Genomic DNA, 26,386 nt, shown 5'->3' with positions numbered 1-26,386 from the left:
ATCCCGGTCCGGCACGCCGTGCCCCTGGTCCGGCGCGTACGGCGGGCCCGGGAGATCCGTGTCCCCGCCTCCTCCGGGGGCGGCGCCGGGGGCCGGAGACGGGCGGCAGGGCCGAGGAACCCGGCCGTTTCCGGTGCCCGTCCCGCGGTGTTTCGCTGACCTGGGAGAAGATTCCCGGCGATCACACTGTGCGATGTTATCCACACATTGGTCGGATCGTGTCCAAAAATTGACATCTTGCTTTAATCTGGGTCGCGGCGCGACGCCAGGGGGACGGCGGTGCGCGGACAGGCCGGAGGGAATTGTTGATGCGTTCGATGGCACGGGCCGTGACCACGCCGCGCGCCGGAACACGGTGGGCGGCGGCCGCCGCCGCGACCACGGTGCTGTTGGCCGGGTGTTCCGCGAACGGGAGCGACTCCGGGGCCGGGGACCCCGTGGCCGGAGGCGAGGGGCTGGCGGCCCCCGCCGCCTGCGCCGCCGACGGCGACAAGCGCCAGATGCGCGGCACCTGGCTCACCACGGTCCGCAACATCGACTGGCCCTCCGAGCCCGGCCTGTCCGCCGAGGAGCAGAAGGCCGAACTCGACGCGTGGCTCGACGAGTCGGTCGAAATGGGGTTGAACGCCGTCTTCCTGCACGCTCGGCCCACCGCCGACGCCGTGTACGAGTCCGATCTCGAACCCTGGGCCCGTTACCTCACCGGGGAGCAGGGCGGCGATCCGGGCTACGACCCGCTGGAGTACGCGGTCGAGGAAGCGCACGAGCGCGGCCTGGAGATGCACGCCTGGTTCAACCCCTACCGGGTGGGGCTCCAGGACCCCGACGTGGAGAACCTCGCCGACGACCACCCCGTCAGGCAGAACCCGGAATGGCTGGTCGACTACGGCACCGAGGCCTACGTCGACCCCGGCAACCCCGAGGTCCGGGAGTGGGTCACCTCCGTCATCATGGACGTGGTCGAGCGCTACGACATCGACGGCATGCACTTCGACGACTTCTTCTACCCGTACCCGAAGGACGGCGCGACCTTCGACGACGACGCCAGCTGGGAGGCGCACGGCGGCGACTTCGACGACCGCGGCGACTGGCGGCGCGAGAACGTCAACCAGCTCATGCGGGACGTGCACGGCCAGATCCAGGAGACCAAGCCCTGGGTGAGCTTCGGTGTCTCCCCGTTCGGCATCTGGCGCAACGACAGCACCGACCCCACCGGTTCGCCCAGTTCGGGCCTGCAGTCCTACGACGCCCAGTACGCGGACACCCGTGCCTGGATCGAGGAGGGCACCGTCGACTACGTCGCTCCACAGCTGTACTGGGAGCGGGGGTTCGCCACGGCCGACTACGAGGCTCTGACCGAGTGGTGGGCCGACGAGGTCGAGGGGAGCGGCGTCGACCTGTACGTGGGCCAGGCCGCCTACCGTCTCGGCGATGATGGCTGGACCGACGACGACGCGCTGAGCAGACAACTCGACTTCTCGGGTGAACTCGACCAGGTCTCCGGAGACATCTACTTCTCGATCAGGAGCCTGCGCGAGAACGGCGGCGCGGTCGAGCACCTGCTCGACACCCACTACGCCGGGCCCGCGCTGCCCCCGGTGATCGACTCGCCCGGGGCCGAGGGGCCCCTGGTCGGCGCGCCCACCGGCGTCTCCGCCCGGGAGGGCGACGGCACGGTCGAGGTCGAGTGGCAGCAGATCGAGGACGCCCGCTTCTACGCGGTCTACCGTCTTGCGGCCGACGCGGCCCAGGCCCTGGAGGACGGTGACGACCAGGCCTACTGCGCCGCGTTGGCACCGGAGAACCTGGTCGGGATGACCGGCGGTTCCACCCTGACCGACACCGAGCCCCTGGAGGACGGCGCCGGTTACGTGGTCACCGCCCTGGACGACTACCGGGTGGAGGGGCCGGTCAGCGAGATCGCGGACCCCCGCAGCTGACCCGGACCGCACCGGAGCGGCGGCGCCCGACCGGCGCCGCGGCTCCAGCGGGACCTGCGGGCCCGCCCCACGCCGGGGCGGGCCCGTTCGCATTTCCCCGGACTGGCAAAAACCACAGCAACTTGGTGAGGAAGTTATGATCTGCTAGCAGAACATCCATAACAACCTTGTAGGTGAGGCTAGTAGGTTCTTCCCATGCCGACCTTTCAGATCAGTGAGGCCGCCGAGCTGCTCGGTGTCAGCGCCGACACCGTGCGCCGCTGGGTGGACTCCGGCCGACTGCCCGCCGAGCGCGACCCCTCCGGGCGCCGTCGGCTCGACGGCGCCGAACTCGCCGCCTTCATGCGCGCCGGAGCGGACGAGGACCCCGGCCGCAGCGTCTCCTCCGCACGCAACCGCTTCCGGGGGCTGGTCACCAACGTCGTCCGCGACCGGGTGATGGCCGGGGTCGAGATCCAGGCCGGGCCGCACCGGGTGGTCTCCCTGATGAGCCGGGAGGCCGCCGACGAGCTCGGACTCCGGGTCGGGACCGTGGCGACCGCGGTCGTCAAGTCCACCAACGTCGTCGTCGAGGCCGCTGGAGGCCGGCATGCGTGAACACGCCCGGCGCCGTCCGCGCCCGGGCGGCCCCTTCCGTGGCCGGGCCGCCGCTCTGACGGCCCTGGTCCTGGGGGCGAGTGCCTGCGCTCCCGGCCCGGGTACCGGAGCAGGGGGTGAGGGCCTCGGGGCCGGCGGGGAACTCACCGTTTTCGCCGCGGCCTCCCTGATCGACGTCTTCGAGGAGATCGCGGGGTCCTTCGAGCAGGAGCGGCCGGGGGTCACGGTCACCCTCAACTTCGCGGGCAGCAGCGAACTCGCCCAACAGATCAACTCCGGCGCCCCCGCCGATGTCTTCGCCGCCGCCGACACCGCCACCATGGGGCAGGTCGTCGACGGTGCGGGCCTGGACGCCGACTGGGCCGCCGAACACGGCGGGCAGGCGCTGGTCTTCGCCACCAACACCCTGCGGATCGCCGTGCCGCCGGATAACCCGGCCGGGGTCGGCGGGCTCGCCGACCTGGCCGACGAGGACGTCTCGGTCGCCTTCTGCGCGCAGGAGGTGCCCTGCGGCTCCGCCACCGCGACCGCCCTGGAAGCGGCGGGTCTGGAGGTCGCCCCGGTCACCCTGGAGGAGGACGTGCGGGCGGTGCTCACCAAGGTCGAACTCGACGAGGTCGACGCGGGCCTGGTCTACGCCACCGACGTCGCCTCCGCCGGGGGTCGTGTCGAGGGCCTGGAGTTCCCCGGAGCCCAGGAGACCGCCAACGACTACCCGATCGGGGTCCTCGCCGGGGCCGCCGACCCGGACCTGGCCGCTGACTGGGTCGAGTTCGTCGCTGCCGAGGGCGCCCCGGCCCTGCGGGAGGCGGGGTTCGGTACACCGTGACCGCCGTCGTGACGCGCGCGAGCCGACGCGCCCCGCGCCCCCGTTCGGGGCGGGTGCCCTGGATCCTCCTCGTCCCCGCCGTGGTCGGTGTCCTCTTCCTGGTCCTTCCCTTCGCGGGGATGCTCCTGCGGGCCCCCTGGCCCACCATGGGCGCCCGTGTCACCGATCCCGACGTGGTGGCGGCCCTGTGGCTGTCACTGTCCACCGCCACCGCGGCCACCGCCGTCTCCCTGCTGTTCGGTGTCCCCCTGGCCTGGCTGCTGGCACGCACCGAGTTCCCCGGCCGCCGACTCGTGCGGGCGCTGGTCACCGTCCCCCTGGTGATCCCGCCGGTCGTCGGCGGGGTGGCCCTGCTGATGGTCCTGGGCCGCAACGGACTGGTCGGCCGGTACCTGGACGCCTGGTTCGGCCTGACCCTGCCCTTCACCTCCGCCGCCGTGGTCATCGCCCAGGTGTTCGTGGCCATGCCCTTCCTGGTCATCAGTGTGGAAGGGGCCCTGCGCGGGGCCGATCGGCGCTACGAGGAGGCCGCCGCCACCCTCGGCGCCAGCCGCGTCACGATCTTCGCCCGGGTCACCCTGCCCATGGTCCTTCCCGGTATCGCCGCCGGGGCGGTGCTGTGCTGGGCGCGGGCCCTTGGTGAGTTCGGCGCGACCATCACCTTCGCCGGGAACTTCCCCGGTACCACCCAGACCATGCCGCTGGCGGTGTACATGGCCATGCAGCGCGACCCCGAGGCCGCAGTCGTGCTCAGCCTCGTCCTGCTCCTGGTGTCCCTGGCCGTCCTGGCCACCCTGCGCGAGAGGTGGGTGAGGGCCGGATGAGGCCGACAGAGCGTGCCGCCGGGTCCCGGTCCGGGGCTTCCCGGGTTCCCGTGTCCACGGCCGGACCCGCGCTCGACGCCGAGCTGCGCCTGCGCCGGGGCGACTTCACCCTCGACGTGGCGCTGACCGCCGGACCGGGGGAGGTCCTCGCGCTGCTGGGCCCCAACGGTGCGGGCAAGTCCTCGGCGCTGCGCGCCCTGGCCGGGCTGGCCCCCCTCAGCGGGGGACACGTGTTCGTGGACGGCGCGGACGAGACCACCACGGCCGTCGAACAACGCCCCATCGGCATGGTCTTTCAGGACTATCTGCTCTTCGAGCACCTGAGCGCTTTGGACAACGTCGCCTTCGGCCCGCGCTGCCAGGGCGCGACCAGGGCCGAGGCGCGCTCCCGCGCGGCCGACCTGCTCGACCACATGGACCTGGCCGACCACGCCCGCGCGCGCCCGCGACAGCTCTCCGGTGGTCAGGCCCAGCGGGTCGCCCTGGCCCGGGCCCTGGCGGTGCGCCCCCGGCTGCTGTTGTTGGACGAACCGATGGCGGCGCTGGACGCCAGCACCCGTATCGACGTCCGGGCCCGTCTGCGCCACCTGTTGGAGGGCTTCGAGGGGGTGACGGTGCTGGTCACCCACGACCCGCTGGACGCGATGGTGCTGGCCGACCGCATCGCGGTGGTCGAGTCGGGCCGGGTGGTGCAGCGGGGCGAACCCGCCGAGGTGGCGCGGCGGCCGCGCACCTCCTACGTGGCGCGCCTGGTGGGTCTGAACCTGTTCCGGGGGGAGGCGTCCGGGGAGGTGGTGGAGCTCGCCGACCCGGCCCCCGGCGGCCGGGTCCGGGTGTCGGTGCGCGAGCCCGGCCGGGGCCCGGCCCTGGTGGCCTTCCCGCCGCGTGCGGTGGCCCTGTACCCGGAACACCCCCACGGCAGCACGCGCAACGTGTGGCGGCTGACCGTGGACGGGGTCGAACGCTTCGGCGACCAGGTCCGTGTGCATCTGCTCGGCCCGCCCTCCCTGGCCGCGGACATCACCCCCGCGGCCCTGGCCGAACTCGGCCTGTCCCGTGGGGACACGGTCTGGGCCGGGGTCAAGGCCTCCGAGGTCGAGTGTTATCCGGGCTGAGCAGGGACCGCGCGGGGCGGATCAGGGCGTGGGCCGTACGCCCCGCTGCGGGGCCGGGGGCCCGGACCGTGGTGACAAACGGCTCTCACATACCGGAACGAGATGTGCCTTTTTGGTGCCGTTCGCGAAAAACGGGTGGAAATCCTCTGCATGCTTGGATATCCGGGCCTCACCTGGGGGAGACTGTAGAACACCCGGTGACGACAGTCCTTGCCCCCGCGGCTGAGGAGGGTTCCATGTCCCTGAGAGAGCATGAGCGCAGAGTCCTCGCGGAGATCGAGCGGCAGCTCAGCGAGGACGCTCCGGACCTTGCCGGCCGCCTTGAGGCCTTCGGGAGCGATGATCCCGACGCCCCGGTTGATCCGGGGCTGCGGAGCTGGAAGCCGTGGGTCGCCTGCGGCCTGATCGCCGCGGTGACCGCGGGGCTGTTGGTGATGCTGTTCGTCCTCACCCCGAGCGCCCCGCAGCCCGAGGCGCCCGCCCCGGCCGAGACCTCACAGGAGAGCGTCCCCGGACCGGAACCGGAGGGCGATCCGGCGGACGGGCCGCCCGAACCCGCCGAACCGGTCGGATAGCCGGAGCGCTTCCCCACGACGAGGGCCCCGCCCGGGAGATCACCTCTCCCGGGCGGGGCCCGACGGCCGGTCCGGCCGCTGTCGCTCCGGGTACCGCTAGAGCGCGTTCGTGAAATCGGCTGCCAGCGGGCCGGCCACGGATCCGCCGCCGCCACCGCCGTCGACCACCACGGCGAAGGCGACGTCGCCCTTGTAACCGACCATCCAGGCGTGGGTGGGGAGTTCCTCGTCCTCCTCGGGGGTGCCGAACTCGGCGCTGCCGGTCTTGCCGTACACCTCGCCCTGGAAGGAGACGTCCTTGGCCGTGCCCTCGGTGACCACCGCGCGCATCATCGGACGCAGCGCCTCGGCGTTGCCGATCGGGTTGGGCCCGGGCAGGCCCTCCTGAGCGGGTTCGGTGACCAGCACCGGGTGCCGCCAGGAACCGTCGGCGACCGCGGCGGGAACCGTCGCCATGTGCAGCGGTGAGGTGAGGACCTGGCCCTGGCCGATGCCCTGGGCACCCATCATGGTGGAGCTGTCCACGGGCGGGAAGCTCGGCTCGTGGGTGGGCACGCCGATGTCCAGCGGGGCGTTCATACCGAACTGCTCGGCGCTGGCCTGCAGGGTCTCCGGGTTCAGGTACTGGTCGACCTCTTGCACCAGGGAGGTGTTGCAGGAGGTCGCGAACGCCTCGGTCACCGTCTGCGTGCCGTACTCGGCGCCGCCCGCGTTGCGGAACGGCCAACCGCCCAGGTCGTACTCCTCGGGGCACTCCATGGTGGCGTCCACCGAGAGGCCGTTGTCCAACAGCGAGCTGTAGGTGATGATCTTGAAGGCGGATCCGGGCGGGTACTGGCCCTCGAAGGCCCGGTTGAACCCGCCGGGGACGTTCACCGCTGCCAGGATCTCCCCGGTGGAGGGGCGTACCGCCACCAGGCCGGCGGGGTCGTCGGCCTTGATGATGGCGTTGGCGGCCGCGTTCTGGACGCCCATGTCGATGCTGGTGGTGATGTCCGTACCGTCGGAGCCGTCCAGGGACGCGACCGTGTTCTCCTCGGTGACCTCCACGGACGCCAGGTCCTCGGCCTCGGCGGCGTCCACCATCAGGATGGTGGTCGCGGCCTCCCCGGCCAGGTGCTCCTCGTAGGTGCGCTGGAGCCCGCTCACACCGACGGTGTCGCCGACGTCGTAGGCCGGGCCCAGCCGCTCGGCGTCCTCCTCGTCGGCCTCGCCCAGGGAGCCCACGATCATCTGCAGGGAGCCGGCCACGTCCGGGGTGTCCAACCGGGTGCCGTCGGCGGCCAGAATCCGGCCGCGCTCGCCCCACACCGCGGTACGGGCCAGTACCTGGCCCTCGCCCAGCCCGGGGAAGGCGACCTCGGGGGAGAACTCGACCCACCACTCCCCGTCCTCGCGCAGCAGCGGGAGTTCGCCCTCCCAGCCCCAGTCGTCGGCGTTGGTCAGGGACACGGTCACCTCGTAGGGGGCGCTGCCGGTGCCGCCCTCCGTGACGGGCGCTCCGACCTCGACGTCGACGGCCTCGACGCCCAGACCGGTGTCGATCCCGTCCATGACCGCCTCGGCGTCCGCACCGGTGGTGACGGCGGCCAGACGTGCGTAGTCCTGCTCCTCCCAGGCGGCTTCGTACTCGGCCGTGGCCTCCTCGGGCTGGGGCAGCGTGTAGACGTACCAGCCCGCTCCGGCGCCGATCAGCGCCAACACGACCACGCTCGCGACCAGGCCGATGACCAGCCCGCGGCGGGATCTGCGCCGGGGCGGCGGGGGCCCGGGGTCGTAGGCGTCGTCCTCGTGTCCGTAGGGCTCGTCCGGCCCGTCCGGGCCCTGCGGCCCCGGGGGAGCGCCCCGGTCACCATCGCCGTAGAGGAACCCGTAGCTGTCGCTCTGGTTCTCTCCGGCCTGCGGCCCGGGTTCTTCCCGGCCGGGTTCGTACGGGCCGGAGGCGGTTCCGCCGTAAGGCGCGGGTGCGGTGCCGGGATAGGGCGTGTCGCCCGCGTAGGCGGGCTGTCCCGCGTACGGGGTGCCCCACGCCTCGGGGGAGGCCCCGGGGTTCCCCTGGTTCTGGGCGGTCTGTCCCCAGTCGGGCTGCGGGCCGGTGCCCGGACCGCTCCAGCTCTCCTGCGGGGGCTGTGCGCCGGCGGGGTCGTTCCAGCCCGGCGGCGGGCCCTGCGGTTCGGCCGGTGTGCTCCAGTTGTGCTGGGCGTGGGCGGGGCCGCCCCAGGCCTCCTGCGGGCCCTGCGGTTCGGCGGGCGCGCTCCAGCCCTCGGCCTGCGGGGGCGCCGGTGCGCTCCAACTCTCCTGCGGGCCCTGCGGTTCGGCCGGTGCGCTCCAGTTGTGCTGGGCGTGGGCGGGGCCGCCCCAGGCCTCCTGCGGGCCCTGCGGTTCGGCGGGCGCGCTCCAGCCCTCGGCCTGCGGGGGCCGGGGCTCCGCAGGAGCGCCCCACGGTTCCTCACCGGGGGCAGGGGCGGCGGAGGGGTCGACGGAACGGCCCCAGGACGGCTGGTCGCCCCGGCCGGGAGCGTCCCAGCCGCCCGACGGCTCGGGCGTGCCTGCGGACTGGGCGTCCCAGCCGCGGTCGGCGTCCTGCGCGGGCTGTCCCCACTGCTGCCCGGGGCCCTGTGTCGCCTCGTCCGGTCCTGCGGGCGGGGCTTCGGGCACGGGAGCAGGGGGCACCACGGGGTCCGCGGGGCGCGGGTGATCGAACCTGAAGTCTCCGGTGTCCACGGGGCGGGCCCCGGGAGGCCGCTGGGGGATGCGGTAGGGGTTCTCCGGGCGCGGCCGATGCGCCTCTGTGCCGTCCGAATCCTCGGGCGGCCCGGAGGAATCCGGCTGCCGGGGGGACCGTTCGTCCACGCCTGACCGTCCTTCGTTACGTTTTCAGGAGATACCACGATGCCCCGCCCCCACCTCGGTGGGAGCGGGGCACGAGGATGATGGTCGGCATGGCGGTCGCCTCTCGGCGCGGGGCACAACGGGGCTCCTGGCCGTCCGATCAGCCCGCCCCGGAGGGCGGGTGCCGGACGCGGTATTCCGCGAAGGCAATAGTTGAGGCCCGGGGGACACTTGCTACCACACCGACCAACAGTGACTCTAACCCATCAGTCCGGGGAGTTGTTCCACGAACTCTGGGACAGCCGCATGTGCAATCTCACGGTGACAGACGGCACAGATCGGGTAAAGACAAGGGGCCGGTCCCGCAAAGGGGTACGGGACCGGCCGGGAAGCTCACACGAAGGCCCTAGGCCTGGCGTGCGACGCTGGTCTGTTCCTCGCGGGAGAGCAGTTTGAGGCGCTTGCGACCGCGCTCGGCGCCCAGCTCCTCCTCCTTGGCCTCGATCCGCTTCCACCCCTCCCAGGTGGTGTACTGGACACCGCGCTCGGTGAGCAGGGCCCGGAAGGAGACCGGGTCGGGCTCGGCGGCCGGGGTGAAGGACTCGCGGTCGGCGACCAGGTTGGTCACGGTCTCCAGTGCGTCACCCTTGGTGTGGCCGATGAGGCCGACCGGGCCGCGCTTGATCCACCCGGTGGCGTAGACCCCGTCGACGTGCTCCTCATCCAGGTCCAGGACCCGGCCCTCGGAGTTGGGCACCACCCCCCGCTCCTCGTCGAAGGGCAGGTCGGCCAGGGGGGAACCCAGGTAGCCGATGGCGCGGTAGACGGCCTGTACCTCGGTCTCGACGTACTCGCCGGTGCCCCTGACGTTGCCGTCGCCGGTCAGCTCCATGCGCTCGGTCCGCAGGCCGGTGACCCTGTCCTCGCCCAGGATCTCCACCGGTGAGTGCAGGAAGTGCAGGTGCAGGCGGCGTTCGGCGCCGCGCTCGTCCCGGATCGCCCAGTTCTGCAGGACCTTGACGTTGGTCTTGACCTGGTTGGATTCCTCGCAGGCCCGGAGGCTGCCCTCGTCCATCTCGAAGTCCTCGGCGTAGACCAGGACCTCGACGCCGGGCTGCTTGTCCAGCTCGCGCAGCTCCATCGGAGTGGCCTTGCACTGGGCGATGCCGCGCCGGGCGAACACGTGCACGTCGGTGATCTGCTTGGCGCGCAGGCCCTCGTAGACGTTGTCGGTGATGTCGGTGGCCAGCAGGTCGTCGGCGTCCTTGGCCAGGATGCGCGCGACGTCCACGGCCACGTTGCCCGCGCCGATGACGGCGACGCTGGTGCCGTCGACGTGCCAGGAGGGGTTGACGTCGGGGTGGGAGTCGTACCAGAAGACGAAGTCGGCGGCGCCGTGGCTGCCGGGCAGGTCGACGCCGGGGATGTCCAGCGGGCGGTCGCGGTCGCTGCCGGTGGCGAAGATGACCGCGTCGTAGTGGCGGCGCAGGTCCTCCAGCTTGAGGTCCACGCCGTACTCGACGTTGCCGTAGAAGGTGATCTCCGGCTTGTCGAGGATCTTGTGCAGGGCCCCCTGGATCTGCTTGATCCGGGGGTGGTCCGGGGCCACTCCGTAGCGGACCAGGCCGTAGGGGGAGGGCAGCTTGTCGAGGATGTCGATGCTGACGGACGTGCCGCACGCGGACAGGGTCTCGTCCTTGGTGAGCAGGTCCGCGGCGTAGATGCCCGCCGGGCCCGCACCCACGATTCCCACTCGCAGTGGTCGCGTCATCGCACAGCTCCAAGTCTTCGCGCCAGGGTCGGACGCCATAGGTAAGGCTTGCCTAATCTACCCGATGTCGCCACCGGAAAAACCCACTATAAGGGTAGGGAATTCTGTTCTCTCCGCCAGGTAGGGGGAAACGGCCTGAAGTCCGCCCGGCGCCGACAGTCCAGGTGGGAGGCCGGGTCCGAGGTCGCTGGAAGGGCCTTCAGTGTGGGGTCAACGCCCCGCCAAGGAAGAATCAGCCCCAGGATGAATGTGGGGAAAGTCACTACTGTTCGAGTTCGGCCTTGACGGAGGCGGCGTACCGGGACACCTGCTCCTGTCCGGACAGCTTGGCGATCGCGCTCATGATGGCGTCGGTCGCCTCCCGGCGCGGTTTGGCCCGTCCCGCCTGCCCCGCCCAGGGGGAGAGGTCGACCGGCTCGCCGAAGCGCACGCCCACGCGGTTGAGCGAGGGGATCCTGCGGCCGGGCGGCAGGATGCGCCCGGTGCCGGCGAGCGCCACCGGGACCACGGGCGCCCCCGTGGTCAGGGCCAGCCAGGCCAGGCCGGTCTGCCCCTTGTACAGACGGCCGTCGGGGGACCGGGTGCCCTCGGGGAAGATCCCGAAGACCTCTCCGCCGTTGATGACCTCCAGGCTGTTGTTCATCGCCTCCTGGGAGCTCTGTCCCGGCCGGCGGTCCACCGACAGCGGGCCCAGTGCCCGCAGAACTCGGGACAGCGCCTTCCTCGGCAGTGTGCTCTCGTCGAAGAGCTCCTGCTTGGCGATGAAGCGCACCGGCCTGGGGCAGGCCACCCCGATGAAGAGGGGGTCGATGAGCGCCAGGTGGTTGGCGGCCAGGATCACCGGGCCCCGCGCGGGGACGTGCTGCGTGCCCTCCACCTTCTGGGGCCACGCCACGCGACTGGCGGGCGCGACGACGGCCTTGGCTGCTCCGTACAGTGACACTATGAAGTCGCCCCTTCTCGGTGGGTCGCTGATGCTCGCGGGGTTCGCACGCACCGGACGGGGCCTCGACCCGTGGGTGTGCCCTCCGAGCTTAGCGGGGCCCGGCGGGTGGCTGTCTGGCCGAGGTGGCCGAAGAGAACTCCCCGACCCCTGCCGTGACATGCACCACACGCGCTAGGGTTATGGTCTAGACCTCTGGCCCGGGTCAGAGGCTTCTCCGGACGCGAGCGAGGAAGACAGCCATGCCGAAACTGGTCGATGTCAGCCACCAGATCACCGACGGAATGACCACCTGGCCGGGCCTGCCGGAACCGGTGATCGAGGAGAGCACCACCGTCGCGGGCGGTGTTCCCGGACACGGGAACAGCAGCGGGCGGGTCACCATGGTCGGGGCGACCGGGACCCACGTCGAAATGCCCGCCCACCGTTACCGGGACGGGGCGGACCCGGCCGACCTGGACCTGGAGAGGGTCGCCGACCTGCCCGGAGTCGTGGTTTCCGCGACCGAGGACCGTCAGATCGGCCCCGAGGCCTTCTCCGGTCCGGACCTGCGCGGACGCGCCGTCCTGGTACGCACTGGCTGGGACCGGCACTGGCGCACCGAGGCCTACGGGCGGTCCGACCACCCCCACCTGACCGAGACGGCGGCCAAGGCCCTGGTCGAGGCCGGAGCCACCCTGGTCGGCATCGACTCGGTCAGCGTCGACGACACCTCTCCCGCGGCCGAGGGCGCCCGCCCGGCACAGGCCGCCCTGCTCGCCGCGGGCATTCCGATCGTCACGCACCTGTGCCTGCTGGACCAGCTCCCCGCCGAGGGCTTCTCGTTCTACGCGGTTCCCGCCAAGGTCCGCGGCATGGCGGCCTTCCCCGTCCGGGCCTTCGCCGTGCTCGCTTAGTACCACCGCCCCATCCGCGGTGACGCTTCTATGTCAAGTGGCGGGCTGAAGAGAGACAACAGCCCGCTCTCTCACCACTTGATCAGCGACCATCGCCCGATACACCACATCCATCAAATGCCGCTTCAACGCCCGATACGCACCCTTGGTGCCCTTGGCCTCCTGCCGGGAACGCACGAACTCCCGGGCCGGCCCATGGAACCGGGCCTGCACCACAGCGATCGAGTGCAGCGCCCGGTTCACCTGCCGGTTCCCACCCCGATGCAACCGGTGCCGCTGGCGCCCCGAGGAGAACACCGGGATCGGCGCGCACCCCGCCCACCGGGCCATCCTCGCCGAGGTCTTGAACCGCGACACGTCCCCTACCTGCGAAAGCAACACCGCAGCCCAGACCACACCCACACCACGAATCCCCAACAGGTTCGGCGCCAACGGCTCCACCAACTCCTTGAGCCGCCGCTCCACCCCAGCGATACGCACCAACAGCGTGTGCACCTCACCCAGCTGCTCGGCCAGCGCCCATCGCACCACCTCACCCAGCTCGGCCCCCTCCACCAGCGCACGCACCCGTCCCACCTTGGCCCGGGTGGCCAACGCACCCTTGCCCAGGTTGTGGTCCAGTTCCCGGTGCAGCATCGCCAGCACCCGGTTGGTCAGGGCCACCCGCCGCCGCACCAGGTCCTGGCGCAGATCCACCAGCACACGCACCTGCCGCACCAGCGGATCGAGACGGTGGCGGGCCAGATCAGGGTCGGCCATCGCCGCGCGGGCCACCGCCACCGCGTCGATCACGTCGGACTTGGCGCCCACCGCCCCGCTCAGGCGGCGGTGGGCGGCCATCGCGCGCGCCGGCACCCACACCACTTCCTGGCCCGCCCCCAACAAGGCGTCAGCGATGGCCCGGCCCAGCCCGGGGCCGCCCTCGATCGCCCACAACACCGGGGCATCGCCCGCCAGAGGGCGGATCCAGGCCAGGAGCTCGCCCAGGGCCTGCGGGCCCGCGGTGACCTTCTTGGCAGTGCCCAGCCGGGTGCCGTCATCGGCCAGCGCGAGGGCCTGGTGCATGTTCTTGTGCGGATCGATGCCCACTGTCACCATGGTGGTGTCCTGTCTTTCCTTTGTTCAGGAACGGGACGACTACCAGGGCCCTGGCCCGGGGGACAGATCTACTGTGAGTTATCGGCTGCACAGGCTTCTATGAGGTCACTCCCGCGGCCAGGGTCTTGGCCTGCGGGTGCTGGTGGACAGGTCACGACAAGGTCCACGTGGGACAGATCTTGCTGGAGTCACCCCAGCCCCGCTGTCGGGCGGCTCCCGTCGAAACCCTCCCGACACACACCAGGATGAACCAGTAGATCTTGCTACCAGGGGCAAGTTCGGCGCCGAAGTTGCCCCTGGTAGCAAGATCACCGTGAAAAAAGGGGTTATGAGCTGTTCTTGGTTGAGTGTGCGCAGGTGTGTATGGGTGTGCATGAGTGGTTTCTGGCGTGATGGTGGTTGTGCTGGTGTCACGCCGGTGCGGTTGCTATGGGTGTGCGATCCGGGACACCTGGTGTGGTGTCGGTGTTCGGGCCCCCTTGCCACCAGTGCGATGGTCCGGGGCCTCCTGCGAACCCTTTGACCACACCCAGGACCGGTTCGTGAGGGAACCGGTCTCCCGGGATCGGACCACGCACAGGACGCGTGTGGCCGCCCCGGGGCCCGAGTACGCCGGGGACCAGTGCGCCCAGGACCGTTCGGGGCGCGCGGCTGAACGGGAACACTCCCGACCAGTCCACAGGAACGGTCTCTTACAGGTCGGCGTCCACGTCCTTCTGGGCCCGGCGCCGTTCGCGCTGGGCCCGGCGTTCGGCCTCCTGCTGGGCGGAGCGCTCGTCCTGGGCCACCGCGCTGGTCATCGAGTTGGCCAGCGCACGCAGCTCCATGTTGATCCGCGGATAGGCGGGCAACCGGGGCAGGGCGCCCAGCCTGGGGGTGCGCCGCTCCTCCATCGCCAGGATGAGCTCGTGGAAGGCCAGGTCCACCCGCTGGAGCGTGATCGTGCCCGCCGGATCGGGGCTGCGGTCCTGGGACAGCGCCGCCAGGGCGAGGTACCCGATGCGCTGGGTGGCCACCACCACCGGCCACAGCGGGCGGGTGGAAGCGGCCCGCGGCACGTCCCCGATCGCGCTCTCGTACACACCGCGCAGGCTCACCAGAGCCGCACGCATGTCCCGGCGCAGCCGGTAACGGCGCTCCTCGGTGAGCTCCACGTCCTGGTCCAGCACCGCCATCATGCACTGACGGGTCCTCTCCAGCACGCCCGCGATGGCCTGCGGAAGCCGGGTCGCCGACGCCTTGCGCCAGAGCAGCAGCGACCCCGCCATGCCGAAGGCCGCACCGACCAGCGTGTCGATGATCCTCGACCCCGCCAACTCGGCGACGGGGTAGGGGTTGGCGGTGTAGGACAGCAGCAGCGCCATCGGTGTCAGCAGTACCGAGGCGTAGAAGAAGTTGCGGCCCACGACCAGCTGCGTGCCGCCCTGGAACAGCCCGGCCAGGACGATGACCGCGGCCAGCGGCAGGTCGGTCGTGAGCAGCGCGACCCCGCCCAGCACACCCAGCAGGGTGCCCAGCGACCGCTGCACCGAACGGTTCAGGGTCAGCACCACGTTGCCGCCCTGCAGGACGGCGGTCGTGGTCAGCGCCACCCAGTAGTAGTGCTCCAGGCCCAACCACAGCCCGAACGCGCCCGCGAGGGTCACGGTCAACCACATGCGCAGCGCGGTGGGGCGGATCAGGGAGTCGGCGCTCAGACTGGAACGCAGCGAGTTCCACAGCGCGGGGTAGCGGTCGTCGTGCAGGTCGGCGCTGCGTTTGTCGTCCTCCTCCCCGTCGCCCCGGGCGCTCCGGTGCGCGGCTTGGGAGGCCCGCGACAGCAGGTTGTACAGGCGTGCCTCCAGCGACCGCGGGCGCATGCCCCGGCGCAGCTCGTCCAGGGAGTCCGGATCGGGCGCCCGATCCGGTTCGGCGACGGCCAGGGCCATCCGGTCGGCGAACTCCGCAGCCTCTTCGGGCAGCGCCGTGGGCCGGGCCATGCACACCTGGGTCGCGGCCAGGTGGATGTCGGAGACCCAGCGCAGCAGGGCGCGCAGCCGGGCCGCCTCGGCGGTGGTGCGGTAACCGCGGGTCTGTCCCAGCAGCACGATCCGCCACGCCTCGGCGACGGCCACCGACGCCCTGTGCTGGGCGTGGTCGAGTTCGGGGCTGCCCACGGCCCGGAGCAGTGTGGCCAGGGCACGGTAGGCCCCGGCCACCGCCCGGTACTCGGGATGCCGGGCGCGCACCGGGGCGCCCGACATCGACACCGCCCACCCCACCGCCGCGCCCGTGGCGGCGACCAGCGCGTGCAGGGGCACGTCGGCCAGGCCTCCGGGGGCGATCGTGGAGATACTGGCGACCAGGACGAAGAACATCGTCCCGGGCTTGTCCACCCGCCAGGCCGCACAGACCCATGTGGCCAGCCCGGCGGTCAGACCGATGGAGACCACCGCTGCCCACGGGGAGAACGACGCGGCCAGGGAGTTGACGGCCACCGCGGCGACGAAGCCCGACCCCACCAGGGCCAGGGCCGCCGCACGGTAGGAGTAGGGGGTCTTCTTCTCGTACAGGACGGTCATGGACCCCAACGCGGCGAGAGTGCCGACCTGGGGGCCGAAGGCCAGCGCCGCCAGGGCGAAGGAGACCGTCATCGCGACGGTCGCCTGCACGGCGGTCGTCCAGGCCCAGGCGCCCGCCTCCAGACCGAACACGGCCCTGAGGTCGACGCGCGGCCGTGGCCGCTCACCCACGGTGACGCGTTCCGGGCCCTTGGCGGAGTCGTCCTCGCCCAGGTTCATCGGGCCGGTCTCACCAGTGGTTCCCAGATCTCGCACGGGCCCCATCCTAAGCCGAACGGGACGAACAGGACGTCGGCCCCCGTGCGGGTGCGGCAGTCTCCGGTCAGGACTCCCCGGTGGCCGCCCGTGCGGATGTCTCCTCCAGTGCTGCCTCCGCCCGTGCGGCCCGCTCCAGAGCCCGGTCCCGGGTCTCCTCGGCCACCGACAGGCGTGCGGCCGCGGCTTCGCGGGCCTCCGCCAGGGTGAGTTCCGCGTTGCGGCGCTGGGTGTCGAGTTCGGCGGTCAGGCGTTCGCGGTCCGCCGTCAGACGCTCCAGTTCCGCGGTGAGGCGGGCGCGTTCGGACTCGGCGGCCGCCCGGTCGGACTCCAGGCGCTGGTGGGCGCGCTCCAGTTCGGTACCCAGACGGGAGCGCTCGGACTCCAGGGCCGCGGCGTCGCGGCGGCTCTGCTCCTCGGCGCGCTCGGCTCGGGCCAGAGCGTCGCGTTCGGCCAGCTCCGCCTCGTCCCGCCGGCGGGACTGCTCGGCCAGTTCCGTGCGCAGGCGCTCGGTCTGCGTCCGGGCCAGCTCCAGACGCCGCTCGGCCTCGGCCCGCTCGCGTTCCAGCTCCGCGCGGGCGCGGTCAGCGGTCTCGGTGATCCTGCGTTCGGCCGCGGCCAGTCCGGCGTTGGCCTCGGCGGTGGCCGCGTCGCGCTCCTCGGCCGCGATCCGGGCCAGTTCCGCCTGCCGGTCGCGTTCGGCCTCGGCCGCCTCGCGGCGGTGCAGGGCCTCCTCGGCCATGCGCTCGGCGTCCTGGGTCGCGGTCACGGCGGCGGCGGTGGTCTCCTCCGCCGCACGGCGGGCCGCCTCGGCCTCTCGGCGGCGGTTCTCCGCCTCCAAACGGGCGGAGTCGGCCTCCGAGACCTGGCGGGAGGCGGCGAGCCGGGCCGCCTCGACCTGGGACTCGGCGGCTGCCGGGTCGGTCATGGTGGTGAAGGCCTCGGTGGCCGAGTTCAGGGTCGCGCTGAGTTGTTCCGCCTGGACGGCGAACCGGGTGAGCAGGTCGTCCGCGCGCAGCCGGGCGGTGGTGACGGGTTCGGCCTCCCGGCCGGTCGTCGCGGAGGGCGTGTTCTCGTTCCTGTCGGCGCGGACCGCCTCCTCGGCGTGCTCCGCCTCCTGGGCCAGCCGCTGGCGTTCCTTCCATGCCCGCCACCGTGTGTGCTCGGGCAGGTCGCAGTACTGGGGAGGCCGCCCGGGGGAGGAGCCGCGGGGCACGGGTCGGGTACAGCCGGGGAAGATGCAGGTGCTGGAGTCGGAGGAGGCCACGGGCCGAGCGTAGCGTCTCGGGCCCGTCGCCGCCGGGGTGTGTCGCCCGGGGGGCGGGCAGCGGGAAGCCCCCGTGCGGGACGTGGGTATGACCGCACGGGGGCTGGTTCCTGGTCGAGCTCCAGCCGGTTTCCGGCCGGGGGCAGCCGTCAGTCGTGGGCGCCGAAGCCGTCGACGCGGCAGACCATGGTGGTGACGAAGGGGCGGAAGCCCTCCTGCTCCAGGAAGCTGATGTCCTCGGAGGCGGTGGCCAGCGCGGAGAACTCGATGTCCCGGATGCCCATGGCGGCGAGCTGGCGGCGCACCTCCTCCAGGAGCTTGGAGCCGACACCGGAGCCGGTGTACTCCGGGTCGATGGCGAAGGTCTGCACGACGGCGACCCGTTCGCCGCGGTCCCAGCTGCCCTGGGCGTTCTTGCGGATGGTGACCATCGCGTACCCGGCCAGGTCGCCCTCGTGCTCGGCGAGGATGGCCATGGTGTCGGGGTCGGCGAGCCACTCCAGGTACTGGGCGCGGCGTCGGCGCCAGGACTCGTCCAGGCTCACCGCGCTGATGATCTCCTCAAGGTGCGGGGCGGTCACCGTGTGCTGCTGGTGCAGCGCGCCCCACAGGTCGGCGAGCTCCTCCACCTCGTGTGCTCCGAGGTAGCGGAAGCCAAGGACGCCGACGTTCGTTGAACGAGGTTTGGTCATCAGCGAAGTTTGCATTTTCTTCTCACCCGTTCCACCAGCATTGGGTGCTGATCCCCTGCGGTCCGCACTCTGCGGGCCCGTGGTTGAGCTGTGGGTCTGACTGTACGTGCCGGTATCGGCGGGAACAGGCCCGACACGAGGAAAAACCACACACGACATCTCTTGGTGGAAAAAACTTCGAATGTTTCTCCCGCGGGTTCTCCCGAGGGGGTGGTAGGGGACTGGACGGTGTGCACGGAATCACGCACAAAGAGTGGGTGATCCGACCGAAACCATCTAGAAACCTGGGCGTTCTGCCATAAATTGGGATCCATGATCGACGTTCGGCGGTTGCAGCTCCTTCAGGCCCTTGACCACCACCGCACGGTGGCAGCCACCGCGGAGGCGCTCAACGTCACCCCGTCGGCGGTCTCCCAACAGCTCGCCGCCCTGGCCAGGGAAGCCGGGGTCCCCCTCGTCGAACGCCAGGGCCGCCGATTCCTGCTGACCGGCGCCGCCCGGGTCCTGCTCAAGCGCGCGCACGTCATCTTCGCGGAGATGGAACGCGCCACCGCGGACCTGGCCGAGTACGTGGACGGCGACCGGGGGGTGGTCCGGGTCGGTTCCTTCTCCACCGGCATCAGCGACCTCCTCGCCCCGGCCCTGGCCCGCCTGCGCACCAGCCACCCCGGCTGGACCTTCGAGGTCGTGCAGGCCGAGCCCGAGGAGAGCGCCGAGATGGTGCGCTCGGGCCACCTGGACGTGGCCCTGACCATGTCCACCGCGCACATGCCCGCCACCGGGGACCCCGACTTCCGCACGGACCCGGTCATGGTCGAGCTGTTCGACGCGATCCTGCCCTACCAGCACCCCCTGGCCACCCGTACGAGCCTGCACCTGGCCGACGACCTGGCCGCGCAGGACTGGATCATGTCCGCCCCGGGCACGGCCTGGCACTCCTGTGTGACCGCCGCCGCCAGCCAGGCGGGGTTCCAGCCCCGGGTGGTGCACACCGTCGACGACTTCAGCGCCGTCTTCGCCATGGTCCAGGCGGGGCTGGGGGTCGCCCTGATGCCGAGGCTGGCCTGGACCGGGCTGAACAAGCCCCAGATCGTGGTCCGCGGGGTACGGGAGACCGCCCGGCGCCACATCATCACCCTGTCCCGGGCAGGTTCGACACCCGAGCCCCTGCTCACCGCCGTTCGCGAGGCCGCCAGCAAGGTCCCGGTCCCCTCCGTCGGCCCCTTCGCGGTCGCGGGCTGACCCCGGCACCGAGCCGGGGGCGGCCCCGGTCGAGGACGGCCCCTCCCGCCACCGTCGCGGTCGCCGTTCAGAACGGGGACGGCGGGACGTCGTCGAGTACCTCCGAAGCGGCCTGGTGCAGGTAGGCGGCGGCCAGCCGGATCGGCCGCCAGGCCCAGCCACCGGTGCGTCCGGCCAGGTAGACCCGGCGGACCCCGCCCAGTTCGCCCAGCGGGGCGTGGGCGACCCCGCGCCGTGTGGTGGTCGACAGGCGCGGCACCACGCCCACCCCGACCCCGGTGGCCACCAGTTCCTCGAACAGGTCCAGCGTGTCGATGCGGTGCGTGATCCGGGGGGTGAATCCGGCGTCGGCGCACATCCGTTGCAGCAGGGCCTCCTCGTCGCCCCGGTAGGGGCTGGCGATCCAGGAGGCTTCGGACAGTTCGCGCAGGCGGCGCCGGGTCAGCGTCCTGCTGTCCGCGCCCTCGGAGGGCTGGGAGAGCAGCAGTGCCTCGCTTCCCACCGGGTGGACCGTGAGCGTCCCCGGGAATTTCCGGGGGAGAAGGCTGTACTGGTAGACCACCCCCAGATCCGCGCCCCCGTCCTGGAGGAGATCCAGCGCCTGGTCCGACTCGTACTCGGTCAGGCGGATGTCCATCCCTGGGTGGTCGCGCCTCAGGCGGCGCACCGCAGGGAGCACGATCGGCGCCGCTGACGTGTACATCACCAGGTCGACACGGCCCGCGGGGGCCGTCTCGCCGTCGAACTCCGCCTGGGCCGCCTCCACCCGGGCGAGGATGTCCACGGCGTGTTCGGCGAGCCGCCGTCCTGCCGGGGTGAGCCGTACCCGTCGCCCGTCCGGGACGATCAGTGGAACACCCGCCTCCTTCTCCAGGACGGCGAAGTGTTTGGACACCGCGGAGGTACTCATGCCTGTGACCTCGGACACAGCGGACATCGTGCCGAGTCGCTCCAGTTCCACGAGTAGGCGGAGCCGAGTGAAATCCATCCACCAAAACTACATGGTCCATCAACCATGAGTCCGTGGACAGAAACGAACCATGTAGATCCAATGGTCGGGTGATCCGCTCTTTCTTTCCCTCGCTCCGCCGTGCCCAGACCCCGATTCCGGCTCCGTTGATGCTGCTCGTCGGCATGTTCACGCTGCACACGGGCAGCGCTCTGGCCGTGACCGCCTTCGAACAGGCCAGCCCGGCCACGGTTACCTGGCTCCGGCTGAGCTGGGCCGCGCTGCTCCTCCTGGCGCTCGGCGGTCGCTCCCTGTGGCGGGCCGTGCGTGCGGCGAAACCGCGTGAGCTGGGAGCCGTGGTGATCCTGGGCACAGCGAGTGCGGGGATGATGCTGTTCTACTCCGAGGCGACGGCTCGAATCGAACTCGGTACCGCCACCTCCATCGAGTTCCTCGGCACCCTGGTGGTCGCCGTCGCCGCCATGCGCCGCCGCCGCGAACTGGTGTGGATCGTCGCGGCCGTGGTCGGCGTGGTCTGCCTGACCCGTCCCTGGCAGGGCGAGCTCGACCTGGTGGGGATCGGCTTCGCCCTGGCCGGGGCGGTCTGCGTGGTCGGCTACATCGTGCTGACCCAGCGGGTCGGCGCCGGGTTCAACGCCGTGCACGGCCTCGCCCTGGCGATGACCGTCGCGGCCCTGGTCACCGCGCCGCTGGGCGCCCCGGCCGCGATCGCCGACCCCGACCCCGGGCTCATCATGTTCACGCTGCTCATCGCGCTGCTCTTCCCGATGGTGCCGTTCCTGCTGGAGATGATCGCCCTGCAGCGGATGAGCCGGACCGCCTACAGCACCTTCTCCAGTCTGGAACCCGCCGTCGCCCTGGTGATGGGGCTGGTCGTCATCGGCCAGGCCCCGGCCGCCGTACAGCTGGTCGGAATGGGGCTGGTGGTGATCGCCGGGATCGGCGCCGCCCGAGGGGACCGGGGCGCCGGGCCCGCGGTCCCCAGGGCCGTGCGCAGGCAGCGCGGCCGTCTCGCGCCGGCGCAGGCCGCCTGAACCGGCCCTTCGGTGCGGCCCCCGGGGGGCGGACGCACGCGCCGAAGGGTCCTCGGGCCCGTTCCGTCGCCCTTCGGGGCGGCGGAACGGGACCCAGGCCGCGTACGCGAGTGCGCGGCCGTACTCGTTCCCTGCCGCCGATGGTTCGTCGGCCGAGACCGTCCCGGACCTCCTCCTGGACGTGTCGCAGCCGCGTGCGGGAGGAGCCCGGAGCGATCGGTGACCGCAGGAGGGTCAGTCGGGGTCGGACGGGTGCGGGCCGACGCCGGAGGCGATGTCGCGCAGGGCTCGTACGTGCTGCTCGAAGGCCCTGCGTCCCTCCGGGCTGAGCAGGAGGGAGGTGCGGGTGCGCCGCCCCACGCGGAACTTGTTCACGACCACGTATCCGGCCTCCTCCAGGGTCGCGATCTGCTTGGACAGCGCGGAGTCGCTGACCTCCACGGTGTCCCGCAGGACCCGGAACTCGATCTGGTCGGCCGAGGCCAGCGCCGCGACGATGGAGAACCGGACCGGGGAATGGATGACCTCGTCCAGGCGGCTGCGGGGGTGGCTCACTGCTCACCCCGGCTGCGGCGCAGGACGACGATGCCCGCCACGGACGTGGGGACCGCGCTCAGCACCGCCATCGTTACCCACCAGGCCGGCTCTCCCCGGAAGAAGACGCTTCCGACCCCGACGGCCGTGACGTAGACGGCGGCCCACACGCCCATGCCCCAGTGGTGCAGCTTGGTGTAGCCGAGGGGCTGCACCGGCTGGCGGCGGCTGTAGACGATGAGCGCGGTGAGCATGACCAGATAGAACGCCAGGCCCACGAACACGCCCGTGACGGTGCCGGTGATCCCGATGGTCAGCAGGAGCACCGTGCTGACCAGGCCGAACCCGAAACCGTAGACCGCGTACCAGCGCCCCCTCGGGCCTACCTTCGCCTGCATCACCCGGGCCCGCTCCAGGGCGTCCCGGGCCTCTTCCTTGTGCATACGAGACTTCCTCTCTGTCAATGTTTTTCCATGATTGCACTCACTTTCCATTTTGGCAAGTAATTGCGATCCGAGGTTCCCGGGCCGGGCGGCGACCGGCATGACAGGGCCCACTCCGACCGCGGCCCCTTCCAGGCACGGCACCGTCCCCGCATGCACTAACTTGGTCCGAATCATGGCGGCCAAATCTGACCTCGAACTCCTGCGCGCCCACGAACCGGTGCTCATGTGCACCAAGGGGGAACTCTTCTTCCCCGCCGACGTGGACGCCTACGTACGCAACTGCAGCCTCTGGATCGAGGAGCCCGGCGGACGCGAGAGCGTCATCGTTCCCGTCGGCGAGCTCACCCTCGACAGGCTCGCCCGGGCCGAGGAGGAGTGGCCCGGGAGGCACAAGCACCTGCGCTTCGTGCAGGAGGAGACGCTGCGCGAGGAGGCCCGCCGGTTCAAGGGCATCGCCCGCTCGGTGATCCCCAAGAGCGGCCGCCTGGCCGCCGTGGGCGTGCTCGGCCGCGTCCTCGACATCCTGATGAAGCTCTCACTGCTCATCCGCGGAGCGGTCCCCGGAGGTGTCACCTTCGCCGCGGTGACCCGCTACCGGGAGCGCGTCGACAACGGCGGCGCCACCTACTACGGGCGCGTCACCCGCGAGGGCGGCTACATCATCCTCCAGTACTGGTTCTTCTACGCGATGAACGACTGGCGCACCATCTACGGCGGGGTCAACGACCACGAGGCCGACTGGGAGCGCGTCACCGTCTACGCGGTGGAGAACCCCGACGGCAGCACCCGCCCGGTATGGGTCGGCGCCTCCTCGCACGAGTACCAGGGCGACGACCTGCGCCGATCCTGGGCCGACCCCGAGCTGCGCCGGGACGGACCCCACCCGGTGGTCTACGTCGGTGCGGGATCGCACTCGCACCAGATGCTCGCCGGCGACTACCTCATCCAGGTCGACCCCGCGGTACTGCGCGGACTCGTCCGCTTCTGGCGACGGATCACCCAGCGCCTCTTCCGGGCCGACAGTGCCATCAACCGGCACGGCATCGGCGTCCCCTTCGTCGACTACGCGCGCGGCGACGGCGAACGGCTCGGCCCCGGCGGCGACCGGGAGTGGAACGCCGTCCTCATCGACGACGACACCCCCTGGGTGCACGGCTTCCGCGGACTGTGGGGGCGCGACACCCGCGACTTCTTCGACGGCGAGCGTGCTCCCAGTGGCCCCCGCTACGAACGCGACGGCACCATCCGCCGCTCCTGGGCGGATCCGCTGACCTGGGCCGGACTGCAGAAGGTGGCGCCCAGCGAGCGCGCGGCCCGCGCCGAACTGGGCTCCCACCTGCGCGGCCTGGACACGCGGGTGCGCGACATGGACGCGGAGATCGTCAGACGCCGCGACCGGCTCCGCCAACTCGACTCGGCCCGTATCGTCCTCGAACGCGAGGCCCAGTCACGGCCCCGCGCCCGCGAGTACTCCCAGCAGGTCGAGGAACTGGAGAAGGAACTCGCCGAGGTGTACGAGAAGCGGGTCCTGATCGCCGACGAGCGCGAGACGCTCCAACGCTCCCTGGACAGCGACACCCCGCTGGTGCCCTCGCCCACGGGCCACCTCAAGGCACCGCACCTGCCCTACGCCTCCGGCGAGCAGCGCACCAATCGCTTCCTGCACCTGTGGGTCGCGTTGAGCACGCCCCTGCTGCTCATCTCCCTGGCGCTCCCCCTGTTCCTGCTGGACGGGCACATGACCCTGTGGGCCATGCTCGGGGTCGTCCTGGGCTTCGCGGCGATCGACGCCGTCGCCCGCCGCAAGTTCGTCCAGTACCTCACCGGACTGGCGATCGCCGCCGTCGTCACAGGCCTGATCGTGGGGGTGGTGGCGGCCTTCATCGCCGACTGGCGGATCGCCGTCACCGTCCCCATCGTGCTCATCGTGGTCGTGCTCCTGGTGGTCAACGTCCGCGACCTCATGCGCCGCTGATCCGGGTCCCCTGCCCGCCCGCGCCCCGCGCGGTTCTGTCACCCGCGCGGGGCACCATGGGGGCATGGACGAAGCACTGTTCGGCTCACCACCGGTCACCGTCGCTCCGGGCGCCGTCCACCTGCCCGGCTGGCTGTCCCCGCAGACCCGGGCCGAGCTGGTCCGGCGCTGCCGGGAGTGGGCGCGCGGGCCTGCGGGGATGCGTCGGCACCCGATGCCGCGCGGTGGGCGGATGAGCGTCTCGATGGTCTCGCTCGGCTGGCACTGGCAGCCCTACTCCTACGCCCGCGAGCTGCCCGACGGCACCCCGGTCCAGCCCTTCCCCGACCTGCTGGGCGACCTGGCGGACCGCGCCGTCGAGGCCGCCTACGGGGCCCCGCACCGGGGGGACCCCTACGACGTGGCCCTGGTCAACTTCTACGACGCCGACGCCCGGATGGGTATGCACCAGGACCGGGACGAGCGCTCCCGTGCCCCGGTGGTCTCGTTCAGCCTCGGCGACACCTGCGTCTTCCGGTTCGGCAACACCGAGACCCGGAACCGGCCCTACACCGACGTCGAGCTGCGCGGCGGTGACCTGTTCGTCTTCGGTGGCCCCTCCCGGATGGCCTACCACGGGGTACCGCGCACCCGCCCGGGCAGCGCGGACCCCGGCCTGGGCCTGACCGGAAGGCTCAACATCACGGTCCGCGCCTGCGGCCTGCAGGACTGAACCGCCCGCCGACCACGCCCCGCCCCTGCGGGCGTGCTGGACGGGAATCGCCGCCGCGGCCCGGGCCCCGTGGCGTGTCGGCGCGCGCCCGTGCCCGCACCGGGTCAGGATCGGGCAGGGCAGGCCGCACACGGGAGGGCAGACCATGACCGAATCCGCGCCCGAGCGCACCATGGCCCTGGGCGGTGGGGGAGGCGTCCCGCCCGCCGACACCCCACCCGGCGAGGTCCGGATCGGCCTCTACCGGGACGGGCGCCGCCAGCGCGAGACCCGCTCGCTCGCCGAGGCGGGCGAGGCCGTCCACACCGGTTCGGGGCTGATGGCGTGGGTCAGCATGAGCGCCCCCAACCGGGAACAACTGCTGGACGCCGCCCACCACTTCGACCTGCCCCGGCTGGCCCTGGAGGACGCGATCGTCGCCCATCAGCGGCCCAAGGTCGAGACCTACGGCGACGTGCTGTTCGTGGTGCTGCGACCGGCCCGCTACGACCAGGAGAGGGAGCTCGTGGAGGTCGGGGAGGTCCACGTCTTCGGTGCCCACGACTTCGTGATCACCATCCGGCACACCGAGCAGGTCGACTTCGAGGCGGTCCGCTCCCGCCTGGAAGCCGAACCGGGGATGCTCGCCCACGGCACGCCGGCCGTGGTCTACGGGGTCCTGGACCAGGTCGTGGATGCCTACGCCCCGGCCATCGCCGGGCTTCAGGACGACATCGACGAGGTGGAGAACCAGGTCTTCGCCGGTGACCGGGACGCCTCCCGGCGCACCTACCGTCTGGCGCGCCAGGCGATCCGCCTCCAACGAGCCATCGATCCCCTGGACGAACTCCTCGACCACCTCATGGCCCCGTTGGAGCGTCCCGAGCGGGCCGGTTCCCATCCGCTGCCCCGCCCGGGCCCGGAACACCGCACCGAGCTGTACCACTACCTGCGCGACGTCGCCGACCACGTCCGCGCGACCCGTGAACACGCCGACAGTTTCCGCCAGCTGCTGGAGAACATCACCGAGGTCCACAGCGCCCTCATCAGCCAGGCACAGAACGAGGCGATGAAGAAGATCTCCTCCTGGGGCGGCATTCTGGTCGTCCCGACACTGATCTCCTCGGTCTTCGGGATGAACATCTCCCCCCAGCCCGGATTCCACTGGGTCTTCAGCTGGCCGCTCGTGCTCTCCCTCATGTTCCTGTCCGCGCTGCTGCTCTACGTGCTCTTCAGACGCAACGGCTGGTTGTAGCGGCTGGGGTCGGCGGGTCCGCGCGGGGTGTCCTCCGTGCCGGG

Annotated in this window: 22 protein-coding genes; 12 read left to right on the top strand and 10 right to left on the bottom strand. The window is 71.6% G+C overall.

Annotated elements, in window-relative coordinates; genetic code table 11:
* The first annotated feature begins 308 nt into the window (after positions 1–308).
* From ACUKCB_RS09240 to ACUKCB_RS09215, 6 genes are all read left to right on the top strand, one after another.
* On the top strand, positions 309–1,940 hold the full coding sequence (locus ACUKCB_RS09240) for a glycoside hydrolase family 10-like protein (RefSeq protein ID WP_473040106.1): 1,632 nt from the start codon (positions 309–311) through the stop codon (positions 1,938–1,940).
* Between the two features lie 195 nt (positions 1,941–2,135).
* Positions 2,136–2,537: a TOBE domain-containing protein gene (locus ACUKCB_RS09235; RefSeq protein WP_473040105.1), complete on the top strand. Its 402-nt coding sequence runs from the start codon at positions 2,136–2,138 to the stop codon at positions 2,535–2,537.
* Positions 2,530–3,366 carry a molybdate ABC transporter substrate-binding protein gene (gene modA, locus ACUKCB_RS09230; protein WP_473040104.1) on the top strand — a complete coding sequence of 279 codons (837 nt, stop codon included), beginning with the start codon at positions 2,530–2,532 and terminating at the stop codon, positions 3,364–3,366. Before ACUKCB_RS09235 ends, modA begins: the two co-directional genes overlap by 8 nt.
* Before the next feature lie 8 nt (positions 3,367–3,374).
* Positions 3,375–4,190, top strand: coding sequence for an ABC transporter permease (locus ACUKCB_RS09225; protein WP_473040103.1), 816 nt, complete (start codon positions 3,375–3,377; stop codon positions 4,188–4,190).
* Complete coding sequence (locus tag ACUKCB_RS09220; protein ID WP_473040102.1) at positions 4,187–5,305, top strand: ABC transporter ATP-binding protein; 1,119 nt, start codon at positions 4,187–4,189, stop codon at positions 5,303–5,305. Before ACUKCB_RS09225 ends, ACUKCB_RS09220 begins: the two co-directional genes overlap by 4 nt.
* 236 nt (positions 5,306–5,541) lie before the next feature.
* The gene (locus ACUKCB_RS09215; RefSeq protein WP_473040101.1) at positions 5,542–5,880 is read left to right on the top strand and encodes a DUF3040 domain-containing protein; all 339 of its coding nucleotides are present in this window, start codon (positions 5,542–5,544) and stop codon (positions 5,878–5,880) included.
* 96 nt (positions 5,881–5,976) lie between these two features.
* Here the strand turns inward: ACUKCB_RS09215 and ACUKCB_RS09210 are convergent, their stop codons facing one another.
* From ACUKCB_RS09210 to ACUKCB_RS09200, 3 genes are all read right to left on the bottom strand, one after another.
* Positions 5,977–8,538, bottom strand: coding sequence for a penicillin-binding transpeptidase domain-containing protein (locus ACUKCB_RS09210; protein ID WP_473040100.1), 2,562 nt, complete (start codon positions 8,536–8,538; stop codon positions 5,977–5,979).
* 580 nt (positions 8,539–9,118) lie between these two features.
* Complete coding sequence (locus tag ACUKCB_RS09205) at positions 9,119–10,465, bottom strand: FAD-dependent oxidoreductase (RefSeq protein ID WP_473040959.1); 1,347 nt, start codon at positions 10,463–10,465, stop codon at positions 9,119–9,121.
* 280 nt (positions 10,466–10,745) lie between these two features.
* On the bottom strand, positions 10,746–11,426 hold the full coding sequence (locus ACUKCB_RS09200; RefSeq protein WP_473040099.1) for a lysophospholipid acyltransferase family protein: 681 nt from the start codon (positions 11,424–11,426) through the stop codon (positions 10,746–10,748).
* Positions 11,427–11,668: 242 nt separating this feature from the next.
* On the opposite strand from ACUKCB_RS09200, the gene ACUKCB_RS09195 reads away from it, so the two are divergent.
* The gene (locus tag ACUKCB_RS09195; RefSeq protein ID WP_473040098.1) at positions 11,669–12,322 is read left to right on the top strand and encodes a cyclase family protein; all 654 of its coding nucleotides are present in this window, start codon (positions 11,669–11,671) and stop codon (positions 12,320–12,322) included.
* A 33-nt stretch (positions 12,323–12,355) separates the two neighbouring features.
* On the opposite strand, the gene ACUKCB_RS09190 is transcribed toward ACUKCB_RS09195, so the two are convergent.
* The 4 genes from ACUKCB_RS09190 to ACUKCB_RS09175 all read right to left on the bottom strand — a co-directional run bounded on the left by ACUKCB_RS09190 (position 12,356) and on the right by ACUKCB_RS09175 (position 18,195).
* Positions 12,356–13,420 carry an IS110 family RNA-guided transposase gene (locus tag ACUKCB_RS09190; RefSeq protein WP_473036352.1) on the bottom strand — a complete coding sequence of 355 codons (1,065 nt, stop codon included), beginning with the start codon at positions 13,418–13,420 and terminating at the stop codon, positions 12,356–12,358.
* A 692-nt stretch (positions 13,421–14,112) separates the two neighbouring features.
* Positions 14,113–16,200 carry an FUSC family protein gene (locus ACUKCB_RS09185; RefSeq protein ID WP_473040958.1) on the bottom strand — a complete coding sequence of 696 codons (2,088 nt, stop codon included), beginning with the start codon at positions 16,198–16,200 and terminating at the stop codon, positions 14,113–14,115.
* Positions 16,201–16,303: 103 nt separating this feature from the next.
* The gene (locus ACUKCB_RS09180; protein WP_473040097.1) at positions 16,304–17,503 is read right to left on the bottom strand and encodes a hypothetical protein; all 1,200 of its coding nucleotides are present in this window, start codon (positions 17,501–17,503) and stop codon (positions 16,304–16,306) included.
* A 149-nt stretch (positions 17,504–17,652) separates the two neighbouring features.
* Positions 17,653–18,195: a GNAT family N-acetyltransferase gene (locus ACUKCB_RS09175; protein WP_473040096.1), complete on the bottom strand. Its 543-nt coding sequence runs from the start codon at positions 18,193–18,195 to the stop codon at positions 17,653–17,655.
* Positions 18,196–18,507: 312 nt separating this feature from the next.
* Between ACUKCB_RS09175 and ACUKCB_RS09170 the strand changes: the two genes are divergently transcribed.
* Complete coding sequence (locus ACUKCB_RS09170; protein WP_473040095.1) at positions 18,508–19,437, top strand: LysR family transcriptional regulator; 930 nt, start codon at positions 18,508–18,510, stop codon at positions 19,435–19,437.
* Between the two features lie 67 nt (positions 19,438–19,504).
* On the opposite strand, the gene ACUKCB_RS09165 is transcribed toward ACUKCB_RS09170, so the two are convergent.
* On the bottom strand, positions 19,505–20,425 hold the full coding sequence (locus tag ACUKCB_RS09165; protein WP_473040094.1) for a LysR family transcriptional regulator: 921 nt from the start codon (positions 20,423–20,425) through the stop codon (positions 19,505–19,507).
* A 71-nt stretch (positions 20,426–20,496) separates the two neighbouring features.
* On the opposite strand from ACUKCB_RS09165, the gene ACUKCB_RS09160 reads away from it, so the two are divergent.
* Positions 20,497–21,441: an EamA family transporter gene (locus ACUKCB_RS09160; protein WP_473040093.1), complete on the top strand. Its 945-nt coding sequence runs from the start codon at positions 20,497–20,499 to the stop codon at positions 21,439–21,441.
* A gap of 234 nt (positions 21,442–21,675) precedes the next feature.
* Here ACUKCB_RS09160 and ACUKCB_RS09155 read toward each other — a convergent pair whose 3' ends face one another.
* Together ACUKCB_RS09155 and ACUKCB_RS09150 are read right to left on the bottom strand one after the other, a co-directional pair.
* Complete coding sequence (locus ACUKCB_RS09155; protein WP_473040092.1) at positions 21,676–21,996, bottom strand: winged helix-turn-helix domain-containing protein; 321 nt, start codon at positions 21,994–21,996, stop codon at positions 21,676–21,678.
* Entirely contained in the window at positions 21,993–22,418 is a 426-nt protein-coding gene (locus tag ACUKCB_RS09150; protein ID WP_473040091.1) for a hypothetical protein, read from the bottom strand. The genes ACUKCB_RS09155 and ACUKCB_RS09150 overlap by 4 nt, the downstream gene beginning before the upstream one ends.
* A gap of 175 nt (positions 22,419–22,593) precedes the next feature.
* Between ACUKCB_RS09150 and ACUKCB_RS09145 the strand changes: the two genes are divergently transcribed.
* The 3 genes from ACUKCB_RS09145 (at position 22,594) to ACUKCB_RS09135 (ending at position 26,342) form a co-directional block, all read left to right on the top strand.
* Entirely contained in the window at positions 22,594–24,396 is a 1,803-nt protein-coding gene (locus ACUKCB_RS09145; RefSeq protein WP_473040090.1) for a hypothetical protein, read from the top strand.
* Between the two features lie 64 nt (positions 24,397–24,460).
* On the top strand, positions 24,461–25,108 hold the full coding sequence (locus ACUKCB_RS09140; protein WP_473040089.1) for an alpha-ketoglutarate-dependent dioxygenase AlkB family protein: 648 nt from the start codon (positions 24,461–24,463) through the stop codon (positions 25,106–25,108).
* A gap of 145 nt (positions 25,109–25,253) precedes the next feature.
* Complete coding sequence (locus tag ACUKCB_RS09135; protein WP_473040088.1) at positions 25,254–26,342, top strand: CorA family divalent cation transporter; 1,089 nt, start codon at positions 25,254–25,256, stop codon at positions 26,340–26,342.
* Positions 26,343–26,386 lie beyond the last annotated feature (44 nt).

The organism is Nocardiopsis moroccensis (assembly GCF_055763695.1).
This window is presented reverse-complemented; position numbering and strand designations above follow the sequence as displayed.